Genomic DNA, 25,421 nt, shown 5'->3' with positions numbered 1-25,421 from the left:
CAGCGGACCGTGGGTCCGCACGAGGGATGCCGGTTGGTCAGGCCGGTCAGGCCGGTCAGGCCGGTCCGTGGTCCGGGCGCGGGCCGCCGGGCCGGTCACCCCGGGCTGGTCACCCCGGGCTGGTCACCCCGGGCCGGGACGGGGCGGCGCCGGTCCGTCGGGCGGGGGCGCCCGGGGTCCGGCAGGCCGCTTCGCCCGGGACCGGAACGGTCACCGGTCAGGCCGCCGCAGATGCCTGCCCCGGCCCGTCGAGTTCGAGCCGTACGTCGACCACCCCGTCGACGGCCCGGCACAGCCGCTCCAGGAGTTCCGGCGAGTCGTGTGCGCCGATCCGCCCCCGCACCCGTACGACACCCTCCGACACCGCGACCGAGATCTGGGTGGCCGAGAGCCCGAGCGCCCCGCGCAGTACGTCGTCGGCGATCTCGTCCGCGATGGCGTCGTCCTTCCGCAGGAACACCGCCATCAGATCGGCGCGGCTGATGATGCCGATCACCCTGCCGGTCTCCCCGACGACGGGCAGCCGCTTCACCTCGTGGCTGCGCATGGTCCGGGCGGCCTCCACCAGCGACCACTCCGGTCTCCCGGGAACGACCGGGCTCGACATCAGGGCCCCCGCCGTGCCGGGCCGCTCCCCGCTCCCGCCCGCCGCCTCTCCGGTCGCTCCGGTCCGCCGCCGTCCGGGCGGCACGTGCCGGACGGGAAGCAGCTCGGCCGGTTCCGGGAGTTCGGCCTGGGCCCGCACCAGATCGCCCTCCGAGACCATCCCGACCGGGTTCTCGTCCTCGTCGACGACGGGCACCGCGCTGATGTCGTGCTCGGCCAACAGCCGGGCGGTCTCCTTCAGCCCGGTAGCGGGGCTGACGCACACCGCGGGGCGGGTCATCAGATCGCGTACTGTCCTGTGCCTCATCTGCTCCGGCCTCCTTGCTCTCACCGGGCGTGGTCACCGGGGCACGGCGATCACCGGTGCGCCGTACCGGGACCGGGGGCGGGAACCCGGTCCGCGTCGCGGGCAGGAACCCCGGCCGTCCGCGGTCTTGCACCACGCCACCGGGGCCCGGGACTCAGACACCGCCGACCCGCACGTCCACGACCCCTTCGAGGGCCAGCACCGTGCGGACCACCAGCGGAACCAGTTCGGGATCCGACGCCCGACCTGACAGGGTCACGACGCCGTCGTGCACCTCGGCCCGCAGCTCGCCGACGGCACCGGACAGCGGCGTGAGGATCTCCTCGCGCACCGCGTGCGCGAGCTGTTCGTCGGAACGGAGGTAGACGCTGAGCACGTCCGCGCGGCTCACAATCCCGATCAACCGGCCGTCCCCGTCGATCACCGGGAGACTCTTCAGCTTCTTGGCCGCCATGGTGCGGGCGGCCTCGCGCACCCGGGTACCGCTCCGCACGGTCACCGCCGGGCTCGTCATCAGATCCGCCGCCGAACCGTGTTGCCGGTCCGCCTCGCCGTGCACCGCGGCGTCCGCTCCCCGAGCCGGACGGACGCCTGCCGCGTCGTCAGGTGCGGGAAGCAGGTCACCTTCGGAGACCACGCCGATGACCCGGCCGTCGCCTTCGAGCACGGGCACGGCACCGACCCGCCACTCGCGCAGTGTCCTGACGATCTGCTTGAAGCCCGCAGTGCTTCCCACGGCGACGACCGTGTGCGTCATCACGTCACCGACGGTGCGCGGCGCAGGCTGCTGCGCCGTGCGCCCGGAACGCGCAGCCGGATCGACCGGGGTCCTCATGGTGCTCATGGCCACCTCCCTCGGATCACTCAGGGAGCCGTGTCCAGGACATCCTGGACGGAACGCCGGGGAGTGTGCGCACCCATCGGCCCGTACCCCAGCCGCATGATCATCTGGACCGGCCCCGCACCCGCGACCGGATCCCGCAGCAGCCAGCGCAGTTCCTGCCGCTCCAGGGCCTGGGTGGCGAACGAACTGGCCACGCCTTCCCGCGTGGCCAGCAGCAGCACCCGCTCCATGGCCTGCCCGGCGGCCACCCAGTCCAGCGGCCTGTCCTCCCGGGTGGAGACGACCGCGAGCTGCGGCATCCGCTCGAAGGCCGCCGACCCTCGGTCGGTCTCGGCGTGGCCGCGCGCGAAGTCCCGGACCGGCGCCCTGCCCTCTCGCTTGCGTGCGCCGAGGCTGTACTCCGGGATCCCGTCCCGCGTGGTGTCCGAGGCGTCGGCGCCGGTGCGCACCCACTTCTGCTCGTCGGGGTCACCGGTGAAGCCCGACTCCGACTCGGCGTCCTCGATCACGTCGAGTACCAGTTCCAGATGCCAGCCGGAGGGGAAACTCAGCATCGCGCCCTCGCTCCTCGCCTGGTCGGCCAGGCGCTGTCGCAGCGGGCCGGGGAGAGGCGTCTCGGCATAGGGGTAGCGGCTGGTGTGACGCGTGGAGACGGCGCCGTGGAGTCCGGCCAGGTCGTAGTCGATCTCGTGCGGGGCGGCCCGTTCCAGGCGCACCGTGGCCAGCGGCTCGGCGGTGTCGGCCGCGCTGTGCACGGTCGCCACCGGCCGCAGCCCCGCGTGCCATGCGGAGACCCGGAGGTTGAGCAGCGCCGCACCGCATCCGATGTGCAGTGCCCTGCCCTGCGGATCCGCCGTCGGCATGGCCCGCAGCCTGTCCGCGAAGAGCTCGACCACACGCGTGCTGCGGTGGTAGACGAAGCGCCATGGCTGGGCATTGTGCATGGAGGGGGCGGCGACCGCGTCGCCGATCAATTCCCTGACGAGCTGGTCGTCGACGTGCGGAGTTGCCGACATGACAGCCTCCCTTCATCTCCAGCGTGAACCCATTGGCGCCCGTAGGCCAGCGGTCACCCGCCGCGCCCCTGCGGCTTCTCATCACAGCGTTGCGGAGCGTCCCCGTCACCCCCTCTCGGCGCGAACCTGCCTACGCAGAGTGCATCAGGTGTCTACAGTGGTGAGTCGGTTCGAGAGATCTGCGGGGGCGGTCAGCCGGCCTGTGACTCCCGTGACCGCACGGCTTCGTACGCCTGTCGCATCCGTTCGGAGACGCTGGGGCTCTTCGGGTTCTCACGGGCGATGCCGAGGTGGGTCTCGCGCAGTTCGTCCATGAGGTCGTCCACGAGTTCCGGGGAACCTTCCGCGAGAATGCGGGCGCGCACCGCGAGCTCCGGGGTCGTGGGCCGGTGCTGTACCCCCCATGCGCCGAGCGCGGCCATCACCGGGAGGGTCTGGATGCCGGCTTCGGTGAGGGTGTAGGCCGCTTTCTGGCCACGCGTGGCGTCGTCACGGGTGAGCAGTCCCGTCTCGACGAGCTTGCGCAGGCGGCCGGCGAGGATGTTGGACGCGATCCCCTCCTCGTTCCGGAGTTGCAGATCCCGGAAGTGCCGGCGTCCACCGAAGATCACGTCACGCAGCACGATCAGTGTCCAGGGGTCTCCCAGGACCTCCAGCGCGGCGTTGATCGCGCACCCCGAACGCGGCTTCTCGCGCAACATGCACCTCCTGAGTGATTGCGATATGCAACCCCTTCATCATAGGCTCCCCTCGTCCGATTGCATTTCGCAAGCACCTTTCGGGGGGTCGCATGGCCAGGGTCCGCGTGCACAACTTCAACGTCTCGCTCGACGGCTACAGTGCAGGTGAGACGATCACGCTCGACAAGCCCATCGGGGAGGCCGGAGCACTGTTCGCGCGCTTCGACGGGCGGTTCATCCACGGTGTGGACGCCGTGGACGCCCCGATCACCCTCGACCGCGCTCTCACGAGCACCTGGGGCCAGGGGATCGGGGCGGAGATCATGGGCCGGGGCAAGTTCGGCCCGCAGACCGGCGAGTGGGCCGACGAGGACTGGCGAGGCTGGTGGGGCGACGCACCCCCCTTCCGTACACCCGTGGTGGTGCTCACCCACCACCGGCGTGCCCCCATCTCCTTCGAGAACGGGACGAGTTTCCACTTTCTCGACGCCACGCCCGAGGACGCCCTCGCCTGCGCCCAGGACCTTGCCGGCGACCGGGACATCCGGATCGGCGGCGGCCCCACCACCGTCCGGCAGTTCCTGGCAGCCGATCTCATCGACTTCCTGCACCTGGTCACCGTGCCCGTCGTCCTCGGCGCCGGGGTCTCGATGTGGGACGGGCTCGCCGGAGTCGAGGACCGCTTCACCGTCGAATCGGCGACCTCGGCAAGCGGGCTCACACACCAGTTCTGGAATCGCATCGGCGCCGACTGAGCGGGCGGATTCCAGCCGCCCGGTCGGTCTCCGGACGGCTCGACCTCCGAGGGACAGTTCAACGTCGGGACGGCCAGTGGTCCACTGGCAGGGGGCCGCGGTTGACCACCGTGCGAATGGCGAAGGTGCTCCGGGCGTCGCGAACCGGACCGATCGCGAGGATCTCGTCGAGCAGCACCAACTCGTAGGCGGCCAGGTCCGGGACGGCCACCTCGACGAGGAAGTCGGCCTCTCCCGAGACCACATGGCAGGCGACGACCGCGGGAATCGCGATCAGCGCCTCCTCGATCAAGCGGGAAGTCGCCCGGGAGTGCTGCTCGACTGTGAGCGCCACGAACGCCGTCAGGCCCAAGCCGACGCGTTCGCGGTCCAGTTCGGCGCGGTAGCCGGAGATGATGCCGTCGGCCTCCAGCGTCCTGGTGCGCCGCAGGCAGGACGAGGGGGAGAGGCGCACGGCTTCGGCGAGATCGACGTTCGCCGTCCGTCCGTTGCGCTGCAGGTGCTCAAGGATCGAACGATCGATGCGGTCGTAATGAGAACTCGGCATGGTGTGCACAGTAGTGGGCTTCGGGACGCACGATATTGCGCAGAACCGGCTGCGGGCGCCGCAATTCGCCATCGGGTGCCGCGTGGTCCGGGCCATGCTCACGCCATGTCCGACTCACCGCCCGCGCCCCTGTCCACAGCCGGAGCCGCGGCCCTGTACATCGGAGCCCTGCTCGGCCCGAGCATGCTGCTGCTGCCCGGCCTCGCCGTCCGGAAGGCCGGGCCCGCTTCCCTGCTGGCCTGGCTGGCGCTGCTCGTGCTGTCCGGCCTCGTCGCCGCCGTGTTCAGCCGACTCGGCATCCGGATGGGCTCAGCGGTCGGCGCCGCCGGATACACCGCCGCCGGACTCGGCCGACGTGCCGGGCATGCTGCCGCCTGGTGCTTCCTCGCCGGGGTCGTCACCGGGGCCCCGGTGGTCTGCCTCATCGGTGGCGCGTACGTCGCCGAGCTGCTCGGGGGCGGCACCCGGGCAGCGTTCGCGGCAGCGGTGTGCCTGCTGGCGCTGGTCCTGGCGATCAGACTGGTCGGCGTGCGGACGGGCACCTCACTCCAGTTGGTGCTGGTGGCCGTACTCGTCGCCTTGGTGGTGCTCGCTGTGGCCGGTGCGGCCCCCGAGGCGCGCGCCGACCACTGGACGCCGTTCACCCCGCACGGGTGGTCCGGGGTCGCGGGGGCGGCCTCCCCGCTGATGCTCGCCTTCGTGGGCTGGGAGGCAGCAGCGCCGCTCACCGTCCGGCTGCGCGACCCGGGCAGGCAGCTTCCGCGGGTCGTCGCGGTCGCCTTCGCCGTCACCGCGGTCCTCTACCTCGCGATGGCCGGCGCCACCGTCGCAGTCCTGGGTCCCACGACGGACGGGGCGGTGCCGCTGGCCGACCTGTTGCGCGTCGCCATCGGCGGCCTGGGCCCGCAACTGGCTGCCGCGAGCGCGATCGCACTGACCCTGGCCGCGACCAACGCCTACCTGACAGGCGCCGCCTCCCTGGCCGCGGCCCTGGTCCGTGACACGGGGCGAGGAGCGATCACACTGTCCGGAAAGGGCTGCCCCGTCCGGCTCGAGCGGCACGGATCGGTCCGCATCGTGGTGGCCATCGCCGCCGTCAGCGCCCTCCTGCTCGGCCTGGTCGGCGCCGGAGCAGTGACGACCGCACAGCTCGTCGCCCTGCCCACCACCCTCTTCCTGGCCGTCTACCTGGGCTGCATGGCCTCCGCCGCGCGCATCCTGACCGGCGCCCAGCAACTCGCGGCAGGAACAGCCTGCGCGGTGGTGCTCCTCCTCCTGACGCTCGCGGGCTGGCCCGTGCTCGTCGCACTCGCCGTGGCCCTGACGGCGTGGACGCGGACTCCCCAGTCCATGCCGACACCCGTCTGACGCCACCGGCGAACCGACCCGCACGTCCTCGGCAGACGCTGGTCCTCGTTCCGGCCGGCACGAGTCAGCCCGTCGGGCGGCATATTCTTCGACCATGTCGAGCATGCCGCCGGCCACACGAGCCGAGCTGGACGCGGAGACGACCGACTTCGGCGAGACGCCGGCCGGGCACGCGCAACCGCCGCCTGCGCATGACGAGGAGCGGCTGAGCGACTGTGCTGCGGCGCTCGACGCGTATGAAGCGGCGAGACGGGCCCTCGGCGCATCGCGGGCGGAGGCAGCGGCCCGTTCGTCCGTACGGCACATACCGGACACAGGGCGGGAGGCCCTCCCGCGGGCCGACCGACCCGAAACACGCGAGGAACCGCAGCCCCCAGCACGCTTCTCCGACCCGCGGCACGGCTCTTCCACGACCGAAGCTCGTGGACGCCGCCCGGAGGCGCGTCCCGGCTGGTGCCCGTCTGCGCGGCCGACGCCGTGCGGCTTCAGAGGAACGTCGGCCGAAGCGGTCCGTCGACAGGCCCGCGCAGAACAAGCGCCCGAAGAAGCGGAGCCGGTGATGACCGGGTGTGCCGCTCCGCGACCCCTGCTTCGCCCTGCGAGCCCCGGCCACTGGCCGGGCTGCCTGACCGCCCCAGTACCGACGCGCGCTGTGACACCGCAGCCCGCCGACCGCGGAGACGACAGCGACCGTGGCAGCGACGACAGTGACGACAGCCGAACTGACGAAGGAGACGTTCTGCGATGACGGATGTGTACAGGGCCACCGCACACCGCGAGGTCCGGCGTGGGGACGACACGACGATCCGCTACACGGTGAGCGGCCCGGCCGACGGGCCGACACTGGTTCTCCTCCACGGCTGGGCGTGCGACCGGAGCGACTTCGACGCGATGACGCGCCACGTGCCCGAGGACTGCCGGGTGCTGGCGGTGGACCTGGCCGAGCACGGCGAGTCCCGATCCACCCGGACGGTGTGGACGATGGAGGAGTTCGCCCGCGACGTGGTGGCCGTGCTGGAGGCCGAGTCGGCCGGCGCGACCGTGGTCGCCGGGCACTCGATGGGCGGCGCCGTCGCCGTCGAGGTCGGGCGGATGCTCCCGGAGCGGGTCTCGCGCGTGGTCGCGCTGGACGCGCTGCACTACCTGGCGCTGTTCCCCGCCCAGGAAGAGGCCCGGGCGCAGAAGGTGCTGCGGGCGTTTCGTGAGGACTTCCCCGCGGCGGTACGGGGCCTGGTCGCGGGAGGAACACCGGAGGGCACCGACCCCGCATTGACCGAGACCTACACGGCGAAGATGTCGCGCGTGCGGCAGCCGGCGGGACTGCGTTCCATCGAGGGGCTGGTGTCCTGGGACTTGGACGCGGCGCTGCGCGAGACCAGCCAGCCGATCACCGTGTTCGCGATACGCGCCCTCACCAGCCAGAAGGCCATCGACCGCTACCAGGACCGCCTCGAGTTCGTCCTCGTCGACCTGGGAACCCACCACTTCCCCGCCGAGTCACCCGAAGCCACCGCCGAACTCCTCGCCGAGCTCACGACTCCGCAAGGTCTGCCCTCCTCCACGCGTACCGTCTGACCAGCACGCCGTCGCCCTGGCGGCAGGCGCACGATTCCCCGGGGGCGTAGCGGTGTCGGCGTGACACTCCTCGCTGCGGTGCTGCCGGCGCTGACCTTCTCGGTACTGTCCGACGCGGTGGCGCTGCCGGCCCGCCCGCAGGCGGCACCCAGGCGATCTGCGGGACGGGTCCGACCCGACCGGGACGACGACTCCAAGAAGAAGTTCCCTGCTGTGCGGACAATCGGGCCGGCAAGGGGGTTTCGCCCGCGTCAGCGCGTACGACGTGCAGCTATACGCCACTGTCCGAAGGGATTGCCGCCCTGCGCTTGGACCCCGGTCGTAGCCGCTGCCAGATACGCGGCGTACGTCTCTCGCTGGTTCCATGTGAACAGCACGGTGCGGGAGTTGTTCGCGACGGCCTTCTGCGCCTCGGCGGTGTGTCTGGCGATCGGATGGACGGGATGCCCGCGAAGGCGAAGGGGGCCGACGGCCCCCGTGGAGCCGCGGTGGAGGGTACAGCCCGTCGGGCCGGATGCCGGTGAACGGAGGAGATCGGGAAGCTCCCTTCCCACCAGCACGTTTACACAGCGCCCGCAGGGTACACAGGCAGGCCGGACGGCGGCTCATGAAGCTGCCGATGTCAGACGGGGAACACCCGTCCCGCGAGACACACCGACCGACGGAGACTGTTGTGGGGCACGTCATGGAACTCGACGAGCTGAAGTCCGTATACGCGCACGAAGGGCCGTTCGTGACGGTCTACCTGGAGGGCCGTGCTCCGGGCGAGGACGCGGAGAAACAGGTGCGTCTCCGCTGGCAGAACCTGCGCGAGCGGCTGGAGGGCGAGCATGCCGACGCCGGGGCGCTGGACGCTCTGGAGGCGGCGCTGGAGTCGGGCCAGTTCGGCGAAGCGCAGACGAACGGCCGTGTCCTGGTGGCAGCGGCGGGCGACGGCGTCGTCCTCGACGAGTCGTGGGACGCGGCTCTCGGGGGCGGCGACACGGCGTACGCGGGCAGGCTTCCGGAGCTCGGCGCGCATGTGCGGGAAGCGGCGCAGGCCGTGCGGGTGCTCCTGGTGGTCACCGGCCAGGAGGATGCCGAGCTGCGGCGGCTGGTCGTCGCGGCCGAACACGAGCCGGACGAGGTGGCCCGCGAGGAGGTGCGGGGCGGCGCCGTCGAGAGCCCGCACCACGTGCGGGAGGGCGCGCTCGCCCACCGGCGGATCCAGCGCCGGGCCGACGAAGCCGTGCGGCAGAACGCCAAGGAGATCTCGGCGGCCGTCGGCGCGGCTGTCGCCGAGTTCCCTCCGGACATCCTCGTCCTGGCCGGCGAGGTGCAGGGCCGCACAGCCGTTCGCGAACAGCTCTCCGGCGACTTCGCCGGGCTGCTGGAGGAGACGGACCGCGGCGGGCGCGGTGACTCCGGTGCCGAGACCGCCCTCCTCGACGAAGTGCTGCGGATCGCCGCGCAGCACTCCACCGAGGCGGAGGCCGGACACGCCGCCCGCCTGGAGCAGGCCGGTGCGAACCGGCTCGCGGCCAAGGGCGACCCGGAGGTGATGAAGGCCGCCGAGAACGGTGCCGTCGACACCCTGCTCCTCGAACAGGGCACGGACACCAAGCGCGAGGCACTCCTGCTGAAGACCGGTGCGCGGACCGGTGCCTCGGTGGCCGTCGTACAGCCGGGCACGGGTTTGCCGGACGGCGTCGGCGCGGTGCTCCGCTTCCCGCCGGAGGGCTGATCCCGAGGCCCCCGGGCCGGGCCCGGACCGCACGACCGGCCCGGCCGCCCGGCCCTTCGCCCGCCTCATACCCGGGCGCTCCCCGGTCCGGCCGTCTGCCGCTGCCCACCGTTCCGAAGGAGGCAGGATCCACCGGCACGGTTGCCGGTGCGGAGGGGTAGTTCTCGGCGGGGCCCGCCCACCGGACGTTGTTTCCGAAGCGGTGCCGGAAACCGTGACCGCACACTCGACGCATAAGAGACCGGTCCTCGCGGCTGACCCGCAGCCGAACGACCGACCTGCGATGCGTTCGGCCCAGACCCACGCATACGACGCGCCCACATCTACGACGCGCGGCGACAAGCTGTGACCGTTGGGTCACATCCTGCCGCCGCGCGTCGTAGGCGTTGCGTGCCGGAGAGGGCATGTCGAAGCATGTGCATCCGGGCAAATCCGTGCAGATGCGACATCTGTGACGCGGAGATAACCTGACAAGCAAGGCGCCCTCGGTTCATGCGGCACGTGTGCGTGCGGAACGTGACGTCACGCGTCACGTGCTCTGAAAGGTGGACCCGTGCACCTGGTACTCCAACGCGCCGAAGACCTGCGACGGGCCGCGGCACTGGCGTCCTGGCTGGGGCGTCCGACCGTTGATGAGGTTGTCGTCCTCCTGCCGTGGCTTGGTACCGGCGAGCGTGGGCGTTCGGCGGAAACGGTCCGCCGCCTGTTCAACGACTGCGGCTGCACCGCAGGGATCGCGGCTTTCACCGGGGCAGTGTCGGCGTTTCTCGTGTACCGGCTGGCCATCGCCCCCGGAGACTTCTCGTGGCCGTTGTTCGGGGTGACCGTGCTCCTCGGCGTCGCCGCGGGTGTCTGCGGAAAGCTGCTGGGCCTCGCATGGAGCCGACGGCGGCTCCGGGGCCTGCTCCTGCGCCCCAGCGAAGCCGGCCCTGACGCCTGAGCAAGGGAGAGCCGCTCATGGCCGTCGTCTGCAAAGAGATCCGTGAATGGATCGGGGAATCAGACGTCTCGGCCGATCCCAAGACGGACTGACATGAACCGCCCCGGGATCGGTAGAGCCTCAGTTGGTAGCTGTGAGCTGTGGTTTCATGGCTGCTCAGTAGTAGTTGGCTCTGTGTTCGGCAGGTGGGATGTGCCCTGTCTCCACCGTGGAGCCGACGGTGGTAGTACCAGTCGACTCACTCTGCGGTGGCGAGTTCGAGGCGTGAGAGGCGATCTGGGCGGTACCGAGGTGTCCGGCCAGGCGGACGACGTGTATTGCGAACCCGCATCCGAGCGGTGAACCAGATGCGGCGGGAGAACGGGCCACGACGACGGCGGCACGGATGATGCCTACCCGAGCGGCGGCATGAGTGGAGTCTGCTGTCCAGGTGGGGTTCGGGGGGCCGGGGTGACGAAGTCACGGTCCAGGTGGTCCGAGGCTCTGGCGACGGCCGGGTCCGGAAGGGTGGTGATCACCTTCTTGCTGCGCACCGCACCGGCGATGGCGATCTCGCGCATCAGGCGTTCGACGGCACAGCGGAAGCCACGTCATGGCCCTGCCGATTCGGCGCCCGCACCAGAGTGCTGGGGCCGACGAAGACCCTGGCACCTCGTGACTGCCACCAAGCGGAGCTCTCGCCGCCACTGCCGCGCTCCTCACCACCCGCTACGGCCGCCTTTGTTCTCACCGCCCTGCCCGGGCGCTCGCCAAGCAGACGAGATCCGTGACCGTCTGCCGGATCAGCCCATTCCGGAGTGTGACGGAAGACGCTCCATGGATGAAATAGTCTGTCCCGAGAACGACAGGTCCAGCTGCTTGTGCGAAGAGGAGAAGCAATGCAGGGAGCGGCCTCGCCGCGGTACTCCGCCCGGAAGTGCGAGCGCACCTGGACGGAGGCCATCGGGTTCCTGCGGCAGGGACGCCCGGACTGGGCAGCGGTCCGCTTCGAACAGGCCGTCGAGCACGATCCGTCGGCCGCTGATGCCTGGTTGGGCATGCATGCCACCGGGCATCGTCAGGCTGAGGCGATCGACGCCATGTCCCGGAACCACGGCTCCTTCGGCGCCTTGCGCAGAAAGCATGGAATGCCGCTGAAGTCCCGTTTCGACCTGGGCGTTTACGTGACATTCCGGCTTGAGACTTCTCGCGACCTCTGGCTTGCAGTCGTGGCGAGGCTCCTGGACGAGGGCTATTTGGACAAAGCGTGGCAGTCGCTTTCGACGGCGTATCTCGACTGCGATGAGACACGGTTCGCAGCAACAAGGTACGCCTTCTTGGAGCAGAACTGGCCGCTTGTGCTGGATTTCTCGCGGAACATCACCGACAGGTTCTTCCGTGATGAATCCCAGTTGTATGTTGCCAGGGCTCTTGTCGAGCAGCACGTCTTTCATGAAGCGCTCAACGCGCTTGCCCCGCTCCCGCAGGTATTGGGTGAGGAAGGCCGGTTCGCCGGCGAGGTCGCTTACTTTCGAGGAATGGCATACGAGGGGCTGGGGCAGAAGGAAGAGGCCCTGCGCCACTTTCAGTATGCTTTCCGCTGTTTCCCTACCTTCGCTGACGTGGCCACTCGCGCACAGGCTGTTCCTGTTCAGGTCAAGGCAGCCCCCAGCCGGCAGACGACCTCCCCTGAAGACCCAGCGGCGGGTTCCGCGCCCCTGGCCGAGTCTCAAACGCGGGAGGCGCTGTTGACCGAGGCGATGACGCTGCTGGACGGGATGGTGGGCCTTGGATCGATCAAACGCCAACTGCGCACGCTCGTCGCACAGTTGCGCATGGCTGCCGTGCGACGAGAGCAGGGACTTCCCTCGACTTCAGCTCCGCAGCATTTCGTGTTCGCCGGCCCGCCAGGCACCGGAAAGACCACCGTGGCCCGAGTGATCGGCAAAGTGTTCGCGGGACTGGGACTGCTCGAAAAGGGACGGGTCGTAGAAGCGCAGCGTGTCGACCTGGTCGGTCAGCATCTCGGCGAGACAGCTGTGAAGACGAGTGCAGTGATCGACTCGGCACTCGATGGTGTTCTGTTCATCGACGAGGCGTATGCCCTGTCCAACAGCGGCTACTACAAGGGCGATGCCTTCGGCGCCGAAGCGCTCCAGGTCCTGCTGAAGCGCGCTGAGGACGACCGGGACCGGCTCGTCGTCGTTCTGGCGGGTTACCCGCACGAGATGGCCGAACTGCTCGCGAGCAACCCAGGGCTGGCCTCCAGGTTCACCACGCGGGTCGACTTTCCGTCCTACTCCGCTGATGAGCTCGTGCAGATCGCTCGCGGCGTCCTGGAGTCCCAGGGTGACGTTCTTGATGAGGACGCTGCCAGCGCGCTGGAAACCTGTTGCATGCGAGCAGTGGACAGCGATCTCGTCGATCAACTGGGGAACGGCCGCTTCGCTCGTGAGTTGTGCCGGAAGGCTACTGCGCTGCGCGACTTGCGTCTGGACGAACTCCACGGAAGCTCCAGCACCCCCACACGCGAGGAGATCACCACTGTGCGCTTCGCGGACATCTCCCAGGCGTACCAGGAGCTCTGCGACGGCACGGTCGCTCCCTGACCCTGACCTGCGACCCGAGCTGCTCGGTGAGATCACCGGCGCACAGCCGCTGCCTGGGGGCAGCGCGGCCGTCTGCCGTGTGTCACTCCCGTCGTCTCAGAATGACCAGAGTGCCCAATTGCGGTGCGCTGGCCTGCAATGCCAGCGCACCGCGCAGTGATCCCCTTTTGGGCCCCACACCGTTCAGCTCTGCTTGCCGAGCAAGGGCTCCAGGAACGGGCTCGGGGCACGGTGCCACGAGACGGTCAGGCTGCCGCGGACCCGGGTCGCGCGACGAAGAGCAGGGAACGGGCGCGCTGGACCTCCCGGGCGCCCAGGACCATTTGTACGGAGCCGCTCCACTGCGGCGCGTGGGACCAGCCCATCGCTCGCTCCCGCGATGATCACGTGCTGGTACTCCAGTCCCTTGAACCGGAACATGGTGCCGATGTGGACGTTGTCAGAAGGACGCAGTTGGGGGTGTCCTCCGCTGAGCACGGAGTGGTAGCCGGCGAGGGTCTCGGTGCTTCCGTCGAGGTCGTCCTACTTCTCCGGGGTCAGGACGCCCAGCGCGTCGCGCAGGATCTGCCGGGTGGTGCGATAGCTCAGGCTGAGACGCGACGATCGGCCGCGGATGTTGATGCCCAGGCTGCCGAGACCTGGTCCCAGGGTCTGTCGGCCGAGCCGGTCGAGACGCTGGGCGAAGCTCTCCGCGAGCTGCCAGATCGCCGCACGGTCGCTGCGGGAGATGCTCCTGCCACGGTCGGCCCGGCGGGCGCGGAAGTACTCGGTCCAAGGATGTCGACGAAGTCGATGCCGGTGATCTGCTCGCCGTCGGTGCGATCCCCGGACAGATGGGGGAGACGGTGAGATCGGTGGTGGTGCCCAGCCGGGGTGTGGTTCATGGTGTGGTCCTCGCCCCGTCGGATGCTGCCGGAAGAGGGAGGGGTGTCGACACCGGGGCCGGAGGCGGGCGGGGTGCCACGCCCTCACCCCGGGAGCCGCGTCACACAGGCGCCAGGAGGCGAGCGGACACGGGGATTCACGAACGGGTGACCGTAGGTGGGGCCGGACGCGTGTTGTGCGTGCATGCACCCGGTTGGCTGCACGGCTGTTCGCCGTCACCCGGCGTGTGTACTGCATCGAGGATCACGTCACCCTGCGAAGATGACGGGCGTGGTCAAGGAAGAGATCGCCGAAGCGACGTTCCTGGCCGCAGCCTGTGCACCGGCGGTCCGGTGCATACCGGGCGCTGCACTCAAGCTCTTCGACGCGGGCGGCGGCGCCCGTGCAGACAGCGCCGGAGGTCGATAACGCTCCCGTGCAGCAACGCTGCGGTCCCGCGGTAGAGAGCAACGCATACCCCGGCCACGGCGACCACGGCATGGGCCGCAGAGATCCGCCAAAGGGTCTCGCGCTCGATGCGGTCCTGACATCTCAACGACTGCCCGGCGTGACGCGACGTCGGGCGACGTTCCGAGGAGACTCTCGATGACGGACTACTACGATCTCGGCCGCTACACCCGGCCGGTGTCGACCGGGGTGAGAGAGGCGCAGACCTGGTTCGACCGCGGTCTGTTGTGGAGCTATGCCTTCAACCACGAGGAAGCGATCGACTGCTTTGAGCGGGCCCGCGAGCTTGACCCGGAGTGTGCCATGGCTTCCTGGGGCATCGCCTACGCCGTGGAGCCCAACTACAACAAGCCCTGGGAGCGTTTCGACCCGGCCGATCTCGAGACGAGCGTTTCCCGGGCGTTTGAGGCGACTGCCCAGGCGGAACGTCTCGCGGGCGGGGCCACGCCTGTCGAGCGGGCGCTCATCGGCGCGCTCCGGCATCGCTGTCCTCAGCCGGAACCGGTGTCGGACCTCTCGGTATGGAATCACCGTTACGCCGAGGCGATGCGCACGGTGTACGCGGAACATTCCGAGGATCTTGACGTGAGCACGCTGTTCGCCGACGCGCTGATGAACCTCACCCCGTGGCAGATGTGGGACCAGCGCACCGGTCAGCCGGCTCCGGGATCTTTTGCCGTGGAGACGCGTGCCGTACTCGAGCACGCGCTGGAACTGCCGGGCGGGCCGGATCACCCGGGCGTGCTGCATCTGTTCATCCACCTGATGGAGATGTCGTCCGCGCCGGAGCAGGCCCTGACCGTGGCCGATCGACTGCGCGATCTCGTCCCCGATGCCGGTCATCTGCAGCACATGCCCACGCACCTGGACGTGCTGTGCGGTGACTACTCGCGCGTGGTCTCCTCCAACACGCGTGCTGTCGAGGCGGACGAGAAGTTCGTGACACGTTCCGGTCCTATCAACTTCTACACGCTCTACCGCTGCCACAACTATCACTTCAAGATCTACGGTTCGATGTTCCTCGGGCAGCGGGCCGTCGCGTTGCAGACGTGCAGTGAACTGGAGGCGGCGGTTCCTGAGGAGCTCCTCCGCGTCGAGGTGCCACCGATGGCGGACTGGCTCGAGGGCCTCCTTCCCATGCGCATGCACGTGCTGATCCGCTTCGGCATGTGGCAGGACATCATCGACACAGAATTGCCGAGGAACTCCGAGCTCTACTGCGTGACCACGGCGATGATGCTCTATGCGAAGGCAGTCGCCCACGCCGCCTCCGGTCAGGTGGAGGTGGCCGAGACGCAGCGGGAGCTCTTCAGGGAGGCCGTGGAGCGTGTCCCGGAGTCGCGCATGCTCTTCAACAACACCTGCCAGGACATCCTCGCAGTGGCGGCCGCGATGCTGGAGGGCGAGGTGGAGTACCGCAAGGGGAACACCGACGATGCCTACGCCGCACTGCGGCGGTCGATCGAACTCGATGACAGCCTTCCCTATGACGAACCCTGGGGGTGGATGCAGCCGACCCGGCACGCCTACGGGGCCCTGCTGCTGGAGCAGGGCCACATCGACGAAGCCGAGGCGGTGTATCGGGCCGACCTGGGTCTGGACGGCACCATCCCACGGTCCCAACAGCACCCGGGCAACGTCTGGAGCCTGCATGGCTACCACGAGTGCCTGGCTCGGCAGGATCGCACGGGAGAGGCCGCCATCATCGAACAGCAGTTGCGCCTCGCCCAGGCCAGGGCTGACATCCCGGTCGACGCCTCTTGCTTCTGCCGACTGTCGGCTGTCAGGGACTCCCTGTGACAACCACTGCCGGTGCTCCTCGTCGGACGGGTGGTGCCGGATGTGTCGTTCAGCGTGACAGCGTCGCTACAGGCTCTGGGAGAGCAGGATCTCGTGGGCGAGCCGTGCGCCACGGGCTGTTTCCTCCGGCGGCGTGTCCTGCGACGGGACCGCCTCCAGGCTGCGAGCCAGAGCGCGTACGGCCTCGGCCAGTGTCGTCACCCAACTCGATCTTCAAGGAAGCCTCGCCGGGCGATGCGCGGCTGACGGTTGCAGCGGCGACGTGAGGGAGGCCGGTTCCTTCCTGCCGACGACGAGCCATCAGAACAGTTGTCCGTTCAGCTCCGGGCACCCGCCTCGTCGTCTTGCGCCCCCGCTGGCAGTACACCTGTCATCACTACTGGCAAGCCGCCGACACCGCACCCGTTGGTCCCCACCCGGAGGAGCCGGGCGTCGCGCGCCATGGACCGGCAGGCGGTCCGGAATCCTCCGGAAACTCAGGACGAGGAGGGGCCGAGCAGATCGGCCAGCGCGGCGAGCGCCTGAGTGCCCACCAGATCCCCCGGCAGCAGCGGTACCTCGAGCAGCGGTACGTCCACCTGCTGCCGCAGCCGGACGAGGTGCTGGTCCTCCTGCCCCCGGCGCCGGGCGAGCACCTCACCGGCGTCCGCGGGGGAACGGCGGTTGGCGACGAGTGCGGTCACCTCGACGCCGAGGCCGGTGAGCTTCTCGTACACCTCCATGGTCTCGGCAATCGGGAGCAGCTCGGCGGTCAGCACGACTACGAACCCTGCCTGCGCCGGGTCCGTCACCACCTTGCGCAGCCGGGAGAAGCGGTTGCGTCGGCGCAGCAGGACCCGGCGCAGGTCGGCGTCGCGGTCTCGGTGCTCGCCGCCGCCGAGGCCGCGCACCGCGGCGCCGAACCGCTCGGACCGGTCACGGTTGGCGAGCAGGGCCTCGGTCCAGGAGGCGAGCTGTTCGGGCAGCGCGAGCAGCCGCAGCGTGTGGCCGGACGGGGCGGTGTCGAAGACGACCAGGTCGTACGCCTCCTCCCCGAGCTCCACCGCCTCGGCGATCCGCTCCAGCACCGCCGACTCGTGGGTGCCGGGTGCCAGCCGGGCCAGCTCAAGGTGCCGGGCGGCCGGTGCGTGCATCCGCTCGGGCAGCAGCCGCCGCATCGTCCCGGCGACCGCGGACAGGTGCTGCTCGACCGTGCGCTCGGGGTCGATCTCCAGCCCGTCGACGTGACCCGCCGTCCCGGCCCCGGGGGCGAGGTCCCCGGGGCCGGCGAGGCGCGTGGGCTCGTCGCCCACGGGGCGGTCCCAGAGGTGACCGAGGTTGTGGGCGGGGTCGGTGGAAACCAGCAGCACGCGGGCGCCCGCCCTGGCACGGCCGAGGGCGAGCGCCGCGGCGATGGACGTCTTGCCCACCCCGCCCTTGCCGCCGACGAAGACGACCCTGCGCGAGGTGAGGAGATCTAGCAGCACCCGACATGCTCCAGTGGCGAGCGGTCCATGCCCATCCGGCGGTGCCAGGCGTGGAAGTCCTCATAGAGGGCGGGCATCAGCTCGACGGTGTAGTACGCCGCCGGGTCAGGCACGCCCAGTGCCTCTGCGAGGACGACCATCCGGAAGAGGTCGTCCTCCTCGCGCCGGGCGCGGGCGAAAGTGCGCCGGTAGGGGCCGGCGTAGAACTCCTCCAGCCCGGCCCGGAACGAGGCCCAGCGGGACGTCACCCTGTCACCTCGGCTTTCTCCGCCATATCGGCGTCGGGGGCCTCCGGCGGCTCCTGGGATGCCCGCCGCATCGCGACGATCGCCTCGAAGGCGACCCACACGGCGGCGACGATGATGACGATGTCGATGGTCAGCAGCAGCCAGTCCCGGGCGTCGTAGAGGTCGCCGACTTGGGCGAGCGCGGCCCAGAACGCCATCACGAACACGACGGCGAGCGGCACCAGCGCAGGAGCCGGGTTGCGACGCTTGCGGATCAGCATGACTGCGACGATGGACAGGGTCAGGGAGGCCAGCAACTGGTTGCTGGTGCCGAACAGCGGCCAGATACGGAGGCCGCCGGCGCCATCGGCGCCCTGGCTGAAGGTGAGTCCCATACCGGCGGCGAGCGCGATGAGGGTGCCGACGCCATTGCTGATCTTCAACTTCGCGACCTCACCGGCCTCCTGGACGACGAAGCGCAGCAGGCGCATTCCGGTGTCCATGGTGGTGGCGGCGAACAGGATCGCCATGGTGGCCAGGACCGTCGAGCTCAGCGAAGCCGACAGGCCCAGGCCGCTGTTGACGATCTCGCCGCCGCCCTCGACGAAAGCCCCGACACCGCCTTCGCCGAAGGCGGTGTAGACGGCCTTCCAGTCGGCCATGGTGCGGTAGCCCGCGATGGCGGCGATGATCGCGCCGAGCGCGAGCATGCCCTCGCCGACCGCGCCGAAGTAGCCGACGAAGCGGGCGTCGGTCTCCTTGTCCAACTGCTTCGAAGTGGTGCCCGAGGAGACCATGCCGTGGAAGCCGGAGATCGCGCCGCACGCGATGGTCACGAAGAGCAGCGGCAGGAGGTCCGGGGTGCCCGCGGGCACGGCGTCGTTGAAGGCCGGGGCGACGACCGTCGGGGCGCTCAGCAGCACTGCGACGAACAGGATGCCGAGCCCGACGAAGAGCTGGACGCCGTTGATGTAGTCACGCGGCTGGAGCAGCACCCACACGGGCAACAGGGAGGCTATGCCGGCGTAGACGAAGAGGGCGACGATCCAGAACGTCGCCGGGGACATGCCCAGGATCGGGTCGGGCAGTTCCACGGGGACGGCGTCACCGAGGAGGATCAGTCCGTAGAGCGCCGCGACGCCCACCACGGTGACCAGGCCGAGGCTCATCCTGTAGCGGTAGACCGCCTGGCCGACCAGCAGCGCCACCGCGACCGCGCCCCAGGCGGGGATCACCGCCGAGGGAGTGGAGATCAGCAGGTCCTTGATGACCACCGCGAAGGCCGCGATCACCATCAGGAGCAGCAGGAAGATCACGACGAGGAAGAGGTTCGCGCCCCGGGCGCCGATGTAGCGGCCGGAGAGTGTGCCCATCGAGCGGCCCTTGTTGCGCGCCGAGGCCCACAGAGCACCCAGGTCGTGCATGCCCGCGAAGAAGACCGTGCCGAGGGTGACCCACAGGAAGGCGGGCACCCAGCCCCAGATCACGGCGACTGCGGGGCCGACGATCGGCGCTGCCCCCGCGACCGAGGTGAAGTGGTGCCCCCACAGCACGAACTTGTTGGTCGGGACGTAGTCCACGCCGTCCTGCAGTTCGTGCGCGGGTGTCTTGAAGGACGCGTCAAGTTTGTAGACCCGGTTGCCCAGGAATTTCGAGTAGAAGACGTATCCGCCCGCGAATATCGCAAGGCCGATCAACAGCAGCGGAAGTGCGTTCATGCGAGACGCTCTCTGGGTTCTGGGAAGTTGAGCCGTTGCCCTGCACGGGATGTGCACCTGGCAGGCAGACAGCATGGACGGTGGAGCGTGGCCCTCCTCGACCGAGGGAGGCCGGCGACCGGACCGGGGAAGCGGGCACCTGCGTCCGCTTTGCATGGCTCGGCGGTGTACCCGGCCACGGGGTGCTGCGCCTGGGCGGCGACTGTGCCGCGGCGGTGAAAGAGTTCTCCCGTCACGGCCACACGCACCTGTTCGAAGCTGTCGGTCAACGCCCGGCTCGGCGTGAGTCCGTACCCGCTGTCTGCCAATGGTGCCCCCTGGCCTCCTGCTCGGATGCCGCGGGCCGTCCGCCCGGCGGTCTGCTCAGGAGTTGCCGGGGGTTCCGATTCGGTTGACAGGAGATTTCCCTGAGTTTCAGGTGGCGGGTCATGAGGTCACGGACACGCCCCGCTGTCCCGGCCGGCGACCGTTGCGCCGGGGCCGGAGTACCTCCTCGACGGGCCCGGTTTCAAGCAGCGCGACGCACACACCGGACGCCACTGCCCCGTTTCACTTCGCGGCGCCCCCGCTCCGACGTGCCCGCCGGTCACGCCGCCACAGTTGGTAGGCGATCATCGTCAGCACTGTGGAAAGCAGCACCCACAGCAGCTGGTACCAGTAGAAGAACGGGATGCCCATCAAGGCGGGGTCGGTTCTGGCGTAGGAGCCGACCCACAGCATCGCGACGAACGGGGCGACGAGACACAGGGCGATCACCACCCGGGCCGGCGTGATCAGGGCTGGTCTCGTGTGAGCTCTCCCCGGCATACGGCGGCTCCATTCCTTCGCCGACTACGCGAATAAAGCAGGACATCGAAGCGACGGTTCCGCCCCGGCGAACCCCTTCGGCGAACGAGGCGTTCCCGCGCGTTCCGTACGGTTCGTGATCGGCGTCGTAGGCGGGCTCCGTCAGGGGGAGTCGCCCGGCCGCCGGAACCCGTCGAGCGGTCACACGGCTGAGGCGCAGGGCACGAGGCAGTCGGGAAGGGTTCGCGGAAGTGACGCGAGAACCCCGCTGGTGGGCTCCGCGCCGGAAAAGATGACCCCCCGGTCCGAGGGCGTCTGGTTCAGCACCCACAGGCCGATCAGCGTGGCCAGTGTGAAGACGACCGCGATGAGCACCGCGAGGACGAGTCTGCGCCGACGCTCGCGGCGCAGCCAGTCGCCGCGCGCAGCGCTGTAGGCGTCGGGGGCGCCCCGCACCCCGTCTGCGAACGCGGCCAGGGCCTCGCCCAGTTCCCTTTCCGTCCGGTCCGGACTGGTGTCGTTCATTTCCGGGCCTCCATCGCCTGGGTCAGCGCTGCGATACCGCGCGCCGTATGAGTCTTGACGGATCCGGAGGAAATTCCCATCGCAGCGGCGATCTCACTTTCCTTCAGCCCGAGCCAGTGCCGCAGCACCAGCGCCTCACGCTGCCGGGTCGGGAGCTGCCGCAGTGTGTCGATCAGGACTCGCTGATCGTCGCGCAGCAGCGCGGTGCTCTCGGCCGAGGCGACCATCTCGTCGGGCGATCTCACCGCGTGCTTGCGTGCCGTTTGCAGATGGCGTATCCGCATCCGCGTCAGGTTGCAGACCGTGGAGCGCAGATAAGCCTCAGCCGCCGCAGTGTCCCGCAGCCGTCGCCATCTGCGGTAGATCTGGTAGTAGGCCTCGGCCACCACGTTCTCCGGATCGTCGGCTCCCAGCAGCACGGCGAGTCGCAGCATCGGGGTGTAGTGCAGTTCGAACAGCCGAGCCACACCGGCCTCCCTCTCCGCGTCGGCGGGGTCGTTGACCGTGGGGGTGAGTGCGTCGGCTGGAACTGCGGGCTGCGGCACGGGCACAGGGACGCCGGATCTGTGTCTCATGGGTTGTTCGCTCCCGTCTCGGGGCGCCGCCTGACGGTCAGACGCGGGGGCAGGTCGGTGAGGTCGGCGCCGCGCGGGACGCGGAGACGTTCGAGAGCGACGCTCCCGGCCACTGCGACAGTCAGATTGAGCAGCAGCGCGACGAGTCCGACGTATATCTCCAGCGGTCCGGCATCCGTGCCGAGTGGCACGATGGGGGAGAACCCGTCCCGCACCACGAGGAACGTCCCGGCCACCATGCCCACGCCCCACCCGGCAAGGAGGGCCCGGGGGTGCAGCCATCGGGTGTACAGCCCCACAGCCACAGCCGGGAAGATCTGCAGGATCCAGACCCCGCCGAGCAACTGGAGGTTGACGGCGTCCTGATCGCGCAGCCCGAACACGAACGCCACGGCGCCCACCTTGGCGGTGAGCGACACCAACTTGGCGACGCGCACCTGCCGCTTGGGCGTGGCCGTCGGATGGACGTACTCGACATAGACATTGCGGACGAAGCTGGTCGCGGCCGCGATCGACATCACCGCAGCCGGGACAAGCGCCCCCACGGTGATCGCTCCGAACACCAGCCCGGCCAGCGGACCCGGCATCAACCGGTCCACCAGCATCGGCACAGCCGCCTCGGCCGCGCCCTCCGGCGCCCGCACCCCCACCGCGAGCGCAGCGATCCCCAGGAAACCGAAGAGCGCGAGCAGTCCGGTCCACGCGGGCAGCGCCACGGCGGTCTTGCGCAGGGTGCGCGAACCGTCGGAGGCGAAGCCCGCCGTGAGCACGTGCGGGTACATCAGCAGGGCGAGCGCAGAGCCCAGGGCGAGGGTGGCATAGGCGGGCTGATGAGCAGGGCTGAGGAGCAGCGCGGGAGAGCCCAGCCGCTGGGCGGCGCCCTCGAAGACCGCACCCGGACCACCGAGCCGCACCAGGACCAGCCAGGTCACGGCGGTCAGTGAGACGAAAACGGCGACCGCCTTCAGCGCGGAGATGACGGTCGGCGCCCGCAGCCCGTGCCGATAGGTCGCCACCGCGAGCCCGGCGAACAGCGCCACCATCATCAGATCGCCGGTCGCGCCCCGCGGGTACATGCCGCCGGCTGTCAGCACCGCGCGTATGCCCAGTAGCTGCAGCGCCAGATACGGCATCGTCGCGAGGATCCCGGTCAGCGCGACCACCAGGGCCAGTGGCGCGGATCCGTACCGTCCGCGCACGAAGTCGGCGACTGTGATGTAGCCGTGTCGGCGGGCCACCGTCCACAGCCGGGCCAGCAGGACGAAGACGAGCGGGCAGACGAGCACCGTGTAGGGCACTGCGAAGAACGCGGGCGCGCCGTTGCCGTACGCCAGTCCTGGTACGGCGGTGAAGGTGTACGCCGTGAAGATCGTGCCGCCGAGCAGCACCCAGGTCCACAAGGGGCCGAGGCTCCGGTCGGCCAGCGCCCAGCCCTCCAGGGACGGAAGCCGGTCGTTGGGACGCAGGCGGCGCGCGGTGACCGCGAGCAGCGACGCCCCGGCGAGCACCGCGAGAAACGTCGCAGTCATGGCTGTACCGGCCATGGGTCACCGTCCTTGGTGTGCCTGTTCCCTTGCGCAAGAGTTGCACGGGCCACCGGACCGGAGGACAGGGACCGAAATCCGCCAGAAATGTACTGTCAACCCTGCCGACGGGTGGAGAACTCCTGCACGGGCCTACAGCGGCCAGGAGAGGATCGTAGGCCATAGCGCGAACCGTGCGTCACTGACTACGGTGCGTCGCGATTGCCGTGCTGCTCTCGCGCCTGCCGCGGGCTTGCCGTGGGTCTTCTGTGAACCCCGTGGTACGTCGGCGCGGAGCCGAGGCCGACCGCCACACATTCTTTTTGGTACCAGTTCGCCCGGACGCCGGTGGCCGGCCGGCCTGTACCTGCTCGCGGTGTCCACGCGACAGACCGGTGCGGCTGGGCCTTGCGCCCGGCCGGGCGGCGGTCAGACCTCCTGTCGGCGTCTCCGAGGGCACCCCTCGGGCCCGGTGACACCTCCCCCGGATCATCCTCGACAGGGGGTAGGAGTCATGCCGGGCCCGGAGGCCGGCGATCCTCTTGCGAGATCGCCGAGAAGATGACGGAGCTCGTCCAGCACTCCGCGTCATGGGCCTACCGTCAGGCTCCGAGGAGTGACGGTGTGCATCCCGCGAGACGAAGAGCGCCGCGCCGGCCGCCGGACTGTACGGACACCGGTGGGTGCCGTGGGCTGCGGCACCGGCGTGCACTGTCGGGCGGGGCGGGAGGTGACCTACTCGGCGGTCCGCTCACCGCCGCCGGTGGTCTCCTGTTCCTTGCGCCAGGCGATGTAGCTCAGCCAGACCACGGCCACGACGGTCCCGCCGAAGAGAATCAGCGTCCAGATCACGGTTTCCACATCCATGGGTCAGCCCTCCTCTCCCTGATGCGTGGGGACTGCCGTTCCGCCGCCGTCGGCGGGTGCATCGCCGTGGGCGGTGTGTGCAGCGCGGCTCAGCCTTCGCGAGAACAGGTTGTTCAGCAGCAGCATCACGACGAAGAGGGCCGTCCACTGGAGCACCATCGTGCCGATGCTGAAGGTCTGGAACGGGTCGTACCAGGTCTGCGAGGGATCAGTGACGGACAGGTACATGAACCAGCCGAACACCACGGCGAACATCAAGGGGAATAGCGCGATCAGCGCCTTCCACCACGCACCGACCCTGAAATCGCTCGCGAGGTCGAGCGTCTGCCGCGCACGTTCGAGGCCGAAGCGCATCATGGCGATCGCCGCGAACAGTCCGCTGATCAGCAATCCGACCCCCCAGACATTGTCCTGGTTGGACAGCACATCCAGATCGAGCGCGGAGGGGATGCCCCCGGCAAGCGTGACGAGGACGATCGCGACAACGGCCTTCTTCCGGTTGAGGCCGAGGTCGATCACGTTGCGCACCGCGAGTTCCATCATGGCGATCAGGCTCGACAGGCCGGCGAGCACGAGGACGAGGAAGAACAGCGGTCCGAAGAACCAGGTACCGCCGGGTATCTGGCCGAACAGCGCGGCAAGGTAGACGAACATCAGACCTTGATCGCCGGCGGAGACTGCCTCTTCCGCGAAGTGCGGTGACTGCACCGCGAAGACCGTGCAGATGACGGCGATCCCGGCGAGCAGCGAGGCCAGATGGTTGCCGGCGACCACGATTCCGGAGTTGAGCGCGAAGTCCTCCTTCTTGCGCATGTACACCGAGTAGGTCAGGTAGAGGCCCCAACCGGCGCCGGTGGAGAAGGCCATCTGCACAAACGCACCGAGCCACATCTCACCGTCGAGCATCCTGCTCCAGTCGGGAACGAACAGGTAGCGCAGCCCGTCACCGGCCCCCGACAGGGTCATGGCACGGATCGCGAGCAGCACCAGTACGGCGAACAGCATCGGCACTGTGACGTTGAGTACCTTCTCCAGGCCGCCCTTGAGGCCGCGGAGCACAACGAAACCGACCAGGCAGGCCGCGATCACATGGAAGGTGATCGTCTGTGCCGGATTGCCGACGAAGTTGTCCCACAGGTTCTGGGTCTGCGTCTTGCCGACGCCCGAGGAGAACTTGCCGCTCACCGCGTAGACGAAGTAGCGGATCGACCAGCCGCAGATCACCGTGTAGTAGAAGAGGATGCCGACCGTGACCACGGCCATGAATCCGCCCATCCAGGCGAACTTGCGGCCCATGAACTCGCGGAATGCCCCGATGGTGCCTCGTCGGCTACGGGATCCGAGGAGCGATTCCGCCATCAGCAGCGGGATCGCCCAGACCAGGTTGGCGAGCACCACGGCGATGATGAACACACCGCCTCCGCCCGCTCCGACATCTCGGGGGAATCGCCAAATGTTGCCGGTGCCCACCGCCATCCCGATGGCAGCGGCCACGAATGCAAAGCGGCTTGAGAAGATCTCTCGCTTCGGGTCTGATCTTTGACGCGCCATGATCAGGTTCACTCCGTTCCGAGGGCTTGGGGCCATCGCGCTCTGGTAGGGCTGCGCCGCACCGCGTGGTCGCCCCCTCGACTCCGGGCCGAGCGTTCCTGG

The 25,421-nt window shown here is 69.4% G+C and carries 23 protein-coding genes and 1 pseudogene; 7 read left to right on the top strand and 17 right to left on the bottom strand.

The genetic code is table 11. The annotated features are described in order from the left end of the window. Positions 1-217: 217 nt before the first annotated feature. The 4 genes from BMX65_RS13535 to BMX65_RS13520 all read right to left on the bottom strand — a co-directional run bounded on the left by BMX65_RS13535 (position 218) and on the right by BMX65_RS13520 (position 3,471). Positions 218-913: a CBS domain-containing protein gene (locus tag BMX65_RS13535; protein WP_075000489.1), complete on the bottom strand. Its 696-nt coding sequence runs from the start codon at positions 911-913 to the stop codon at positions 218-220. A gap of 154 nt (positions 914-1,067) precedes the next feature. Further along, positions 1,068-1,757: a CBS domain-containing protein gene (locus tag BMX65_RS13530; RefSeq protein ID WP_338068929.1), complete on the bottom strand. Its 690-nt coding sequence runs from the start codon at positions 1,755-1,757 to the stop codon at positions 1,068-1,070. Between the two features lie 20 nt (positions 1,758-1,777). Then, a complete protein-coding gene (locus BMX65_RS13525; protein ID WP_075000488.1) occupies positions 1,778-2,773 on the bottom strand; it encodes an Acg family FMN-binding oxidoreductase in 996 nt (331 codons plus the stop codon). A gap of 191 nt (positions 2,774-2,964) precedes the next feature. Next, on the bottom strand, positions 2,965-3,471 hold the full coding sequence (locus BMX65_RS13520; RefSeq protein WP_075000646.1) for a winged helix-turn-helix transcriptional regulator: 507 nt from the start codon (positions 3,469-3,471) through the stop codon (positions 2,965-2,967). 92 nt (positions 3,472-3,563) lie between these two features. Here BMX65_RS13520 and BMX65_RS13515 point away from each other — a divergent pair, with 92 nt between their 5' ends. Further along, positions 3,564-4,208: a dihydrofolate reductase family protein gene (locus tag BMX65_RS13515; protein ID WP_075000487.1), complete on the top strand. Its 645-nt coding sequence runs from the start codon at positions 3,564-3,566 to the stop codon at positions 4,206-4,208. A gap of 58 nt (positions 4,209-4,266) precedes the next feature. Here the strand turns inward: BMX65_RS13515 and BMX65_RS13510 are convergent, their stop codons facing one another. Next, entirely contained in the window at positions 4,267-4,755 is a 489-nt protein-coding gene (locus BMX65_RS13510) for an Lrp/AsnC family transcriptional regulator (RefSeq protein WP_075000645.1), read from the bottom strand. Positions 4,756-4,860: 105 nt separating this feature from the next. Between BMX65_RS13510 and BMX65_RS13505 the strand changes: the two genes are divergently transcribed. From BMX65_RS13505 to BMX65_RS13490, 4 genes are all read left to right on the top strand, one after another. Then, positions 4,861-6,123, top strand: a complete 1,263-nt coding sequence (locus BMX65_RS13505; protein ID WP_079171869.1) for an APC family permease — start codon at positions 4,861-4,863, stop codon at positions 6,121-6,123. 744 nt (positions 6,124-6,867) lie between these two features. Then, positions 6,868-7,698 carry an alpha/beta fold hydrolase gene (locus BMX65_RS13500; protein WP_075000485.1) on the top strand — a complete coding sequence of 277 codons (831 nt, stop codon included), beginning with the start codon at positions 6,868-6,870 and terminating at the stop codon, positions 7,696-7,698. A gap of 673 nt (positions 7,699-8,371) precedes the next feature. Continuing rightward, positions 8,372-9,421, top strand: coding sequence for a baeRF2 domain-containing protein (locus BMX65_RS13495; protein WP_075000484.1), 1,050 nt, complete (start codon positions 8,372-8,374; stop codon positions 9,419-9,421). Between the two features lie 553 nt (positions 9,422-9,974). Next, entirely contained in the window at positions 9,975-10,361 is a 387-nt protein-coding gene (locus tag BMX65_RS13490) for a hypothetical protein (RefSeq protein ID WP_075000483.1), read from the top strand. Positions 10,362-10,753: 392 nt separating this feature from the next. On the opposite strand, the gene BMX65_RS32865 is transcribed toward BMX65_RS13490, so the two are convergent. Then, a complete protein-coding gene (locus BMX65_RS32865; protein ID WP_162637626.1) occupies positions 10,754-10,921 on the bottom strand; it encodes a hypothetical protein in 168 nt (55 codons plus the stop codon). 318 nt (positions 10,922-11,239) lie between these two features. Between BMX65_RS32865 and BMX65_RS13485 the strand changes: the two genes are divergently transcribed. Then, positions 11,240-12,949: an AAA family ATPase gene (locus tag BMX65_RS13485; protein WP_079171868.1), complete on the top strand. Its 1,710-nt coding sequence runs from the start codon at positions 11,240-11,242 to the stop codon at positions 12,947-12,949. A 183-nt stretch (positions 12,950-13,132) separates the two neighbouring features. Here BMX65_RS13485 and BMX65_RS34280 read toward each other — a convergent pair. After that, a pseudogene (locus tag BMX65_RS34280) lies at positions 13,133-13,720 on the bottom strand (3'-5' exonuclease); the annotation flags it as partial. Between the two features lie 699 nt (positions 13,721-14,419). Here BMX65_RS34280 and BMX65_RS13480 point away from each other — a divergent pair. Continuing rightward, positions 14,420-16,081: a tetratricopeptide repeat protein gene (locus BMX65_RS13480; RefSeq protein ID WP_075000482.1), complete on the top strand. Its 1,662-nt coding sequence runs from the start codon at positions 14,420-14,422 to the stop codon at positions 16,079-16,081. Between the two features lie 66 nt (positions 16,082-16,147). Here the strand turns inward: BMX65_RS13480 and BMX65_RS33940 are convergent, their stop codons facing one another. From BMX65_RS33940 to BMX65_RS13440, 10 genes are all read right to left on the bottom strand, one after another. Continuing rightward, positions 16,148-16,282 carry a hypothetical protein gene (locus tag BMX65_RS33940; protein ID WP_275435046.1) on the bottom strand — a complete coding sequence of 45 codons (135 nt, stop codon included), beginning with the start codon at positions 16,280-16,282 and terminating at the stop codon, positions 16,148-16,150. 275 nt (positions 16,283-16,557) lie between these two features. After that, positions 16,558-17,547, bottom strand: coding sequence for an ArsA family ATPase (locus BMX65_RS13475; protein WP_075000481.1), 990 nt, complete (start codon positions 17,545-17,547; stop codon positions 16,558-16,560). After that, positions 17,538-17,795: a cory-CC-star protein gene (locus BMX65_RS13470; protein WP_019359067.1), complete on the bottom strand. Its 258-nt coding sequence runs from the start codon at positions 17,793-17,795 to the stop codon at positions 17,538-17,540. Before BMX65_RS13470 ends, BMX65_RS13475 begins: the two co-directional genes overlap by 10 nt. Further along, on the bottom strand, positions 17,792-19,492 hold the full coding sequence (locus BMX65_RS13465) for a carbon starvation CstA family protein (RefSeq protein ID WP_075000480.1): 1,701 nt from the start codon (positions 19,490-19,492) through the stop codon (positions 17,792-17,794). The genes BMX65_RS13470 and BMX65_RS13465 overlap by 4 nt, the downstream gene beginning before the upstream one ends. Positions 19,493-20,041: 549 nt before the next feature. Beyond that, complete coding sequence (locus BMX65_RS13460; protein WP_177214263.1) at positions 20,042-20,299, bottom strand: DUF3311 domain-containing protein; 258 nt, start codon at positions 20,297-20,299, stop codon at positions 20,042-20,044. 180 nt (positions 20,300-20,479) lie between these two features. After that, on the bottom strand, positions 20,480-20,803 hold the full coding sequence (locus tag BMX65_RS13455; protein WP_075000479.1) for a hypothetical protein: 324 nt from the start codon (positions 20,801-20,803) through the stop codon (positions 20,480-20,482). Continuing rightward, positions 20,800-21,378, bottom strand: coding sequence for a sigma-70 family RNA polymerase sigma factor (locus tag BMX65_RS13450; RefSeq protein ID WP_075000478.1), 579 nt, complete (start codon positions 21,376-21,378; stop codon positions 20,800-20,802). Before BMX65_RS13450 ends, BMX65_RS13455 begins: the two co-directional genes overlap by 4 nt. Further along, positions 21,375-22,922, bottom strand: a complete 1,548-nt coding sequence (locus BMX65_RS13445) for a sodium:solute symporter family protein (protein WP_075000477.1) — start codon at positions 22,920-22,922, stop codon at positions 21,375-21,377. Before BMX65_RS13445 ends, BMX65_RS13450 begins: the two co-directional genes overlap by 4 nt. Positions 22,923-23,636: 714 nt before the next feature. Beyond that, complete coding sequence (locus BMX65_RS33935) at positions 23,637-23,768, bottom strand: hypothetical protein (RefSeq protein ID WP_275435047.1); 132 nt, start codon at positions 23,766-23,768, stop codon at positions 23,637-23,639. A gap of 3 nt (positions 23,769-23,771) precedes the next feature. After that, complete coding sequence (locus BMX65_RS13440) at positions 23,772-25,331, bottom strand: sodium-dependent transporter (RefSeq protein WP_075000476.1); 1,560 nt, start codon at positions 25,329-25,331, stop codon at positions 23,772-23,774. Between the last annotated feature and the right edge of the window lie 90 nt (positions 25,332-25,421).

The sequence above is a fragment of the Streptomyces qinglanensis genome (assembly GCF_900111245.1).
Lineage (GTDB): Bacteria > Actinomycetota > Actinomycetes > Streptomycetales > Streptomycetaceae > Streptomyces > Streptomyces qinglanensis.
This window is presented reverse-complemented; position numbering and strand designations above follow the sequence as displayed.

Coding starts and splice junctions, on each gene's coding strand:
- BMX65_RS13505 (WP_079171869.1), top strand. CDS start 4,861: ATGTCCGACTCACCGCCCGCGCCCCTGTCCACAGCCGGAGCCGCGGCC.
- BMX65_RS13535 (WP_075000489.1), bottom strand. CDS start 913: ATGAGGCACAGGACAGTACGCGATCTGATGACCCGCCCCGCGGTGTGC.
- BMX65_RS13500 (WP_075000485.1), top strand. CDS start 6,868: ATGACGGATGTGTACAGGGCCACCGCACACCGCGAGGTCCGGCGTGGG.
- BMX65_RS32865 (WP_162637626.1), bottom strand. CDS start 10,921: ATGCGCGAGATCGCCATCGCCGGTGCGGTGCGCAGCAAGAAGGTGATC.
- BMX65_RS13525 (WP_075000488.1), bottom strand. CDS start 2,773: ATGTCGGCAACTCCGCACGTCGACGACCAGCTCGTCAGGGAATTGATC.
- BMX65_RS13515 (WP_075000487.1), top strand. CDS start 3,564: ATGGCCAGGGTCCGCGTGCACAACTTCAACGTCTCGCTCGACGGCTAC.
- BMX65_RS13465 (WP_075000480.1), bottom strand. CDS start 19,492: ATGAACGCACTTCCGCTGCTGTTGATCGGCCTTGCGATATTCGCGGGC.
- BMX65_RS13485 (WP_079171868.1), top strand. CDS start 11,240: ATGCAGGGAGCGGCCTCGCCGCGGTACTCCGCCCGGAAGTGCGAGCGC.
- BMX65_RS13510 (WP_075000645.1), bottom strand. CDS start 4,755: ATGCCGAGTTCTCATTACGACCGCATCGATCGTTCGATCCTTGAGCAC.
- BMX65_RS33935 (WP_275435047.1), bottom strand. CDS start 23,768: ATGGATGTGGAAACCGTGATCTGGACGCTGATTCTCTTCGGCGGGACC.
- BMX65_RS13450 (WP_075000478.1), bottom strand. CDS start 21,378: ATGAGACACAGATCCGGCGTCCCTGTGCCCGTGCCGCAGCCCGCAGTT.
- BMX65_RS13460 (WP_177214263.1), bottom strand. CDS start 20,299: ATGCCGGGGAGAGCTCACACGAGACCAGCCCTGATCACGCCGGCCCGG.
- BMX65_RS13480 (WP_075000482.1), top strand. CDS start 14,420: ATGACGGACTACTACGATCTCGGCCGCTACACCCGGCCGGTGTCGACC.
- BMX65_RS13530 (WP_338068929.1), bottom strand. CDS start 1,757: ATGAGCACCATGAGGACCCCGGTCGATCCGGCTGCGCGTTCCGGGCGC.
- BMX65_RS13445 (WP_075000477.1), bottom strand. CDS start 22,922: ATGGCCGGTACAGCCATGACTGCGACGTTTCTCGCGGTGCTCGCCGGG.
- BMX65_RS13455 (WP_075000479.1), bottom strand. CDS start 20,803: ATGAACGACACCAGTCCGGACCGGACGGAAAGGGAACTGGGCGAGGCC.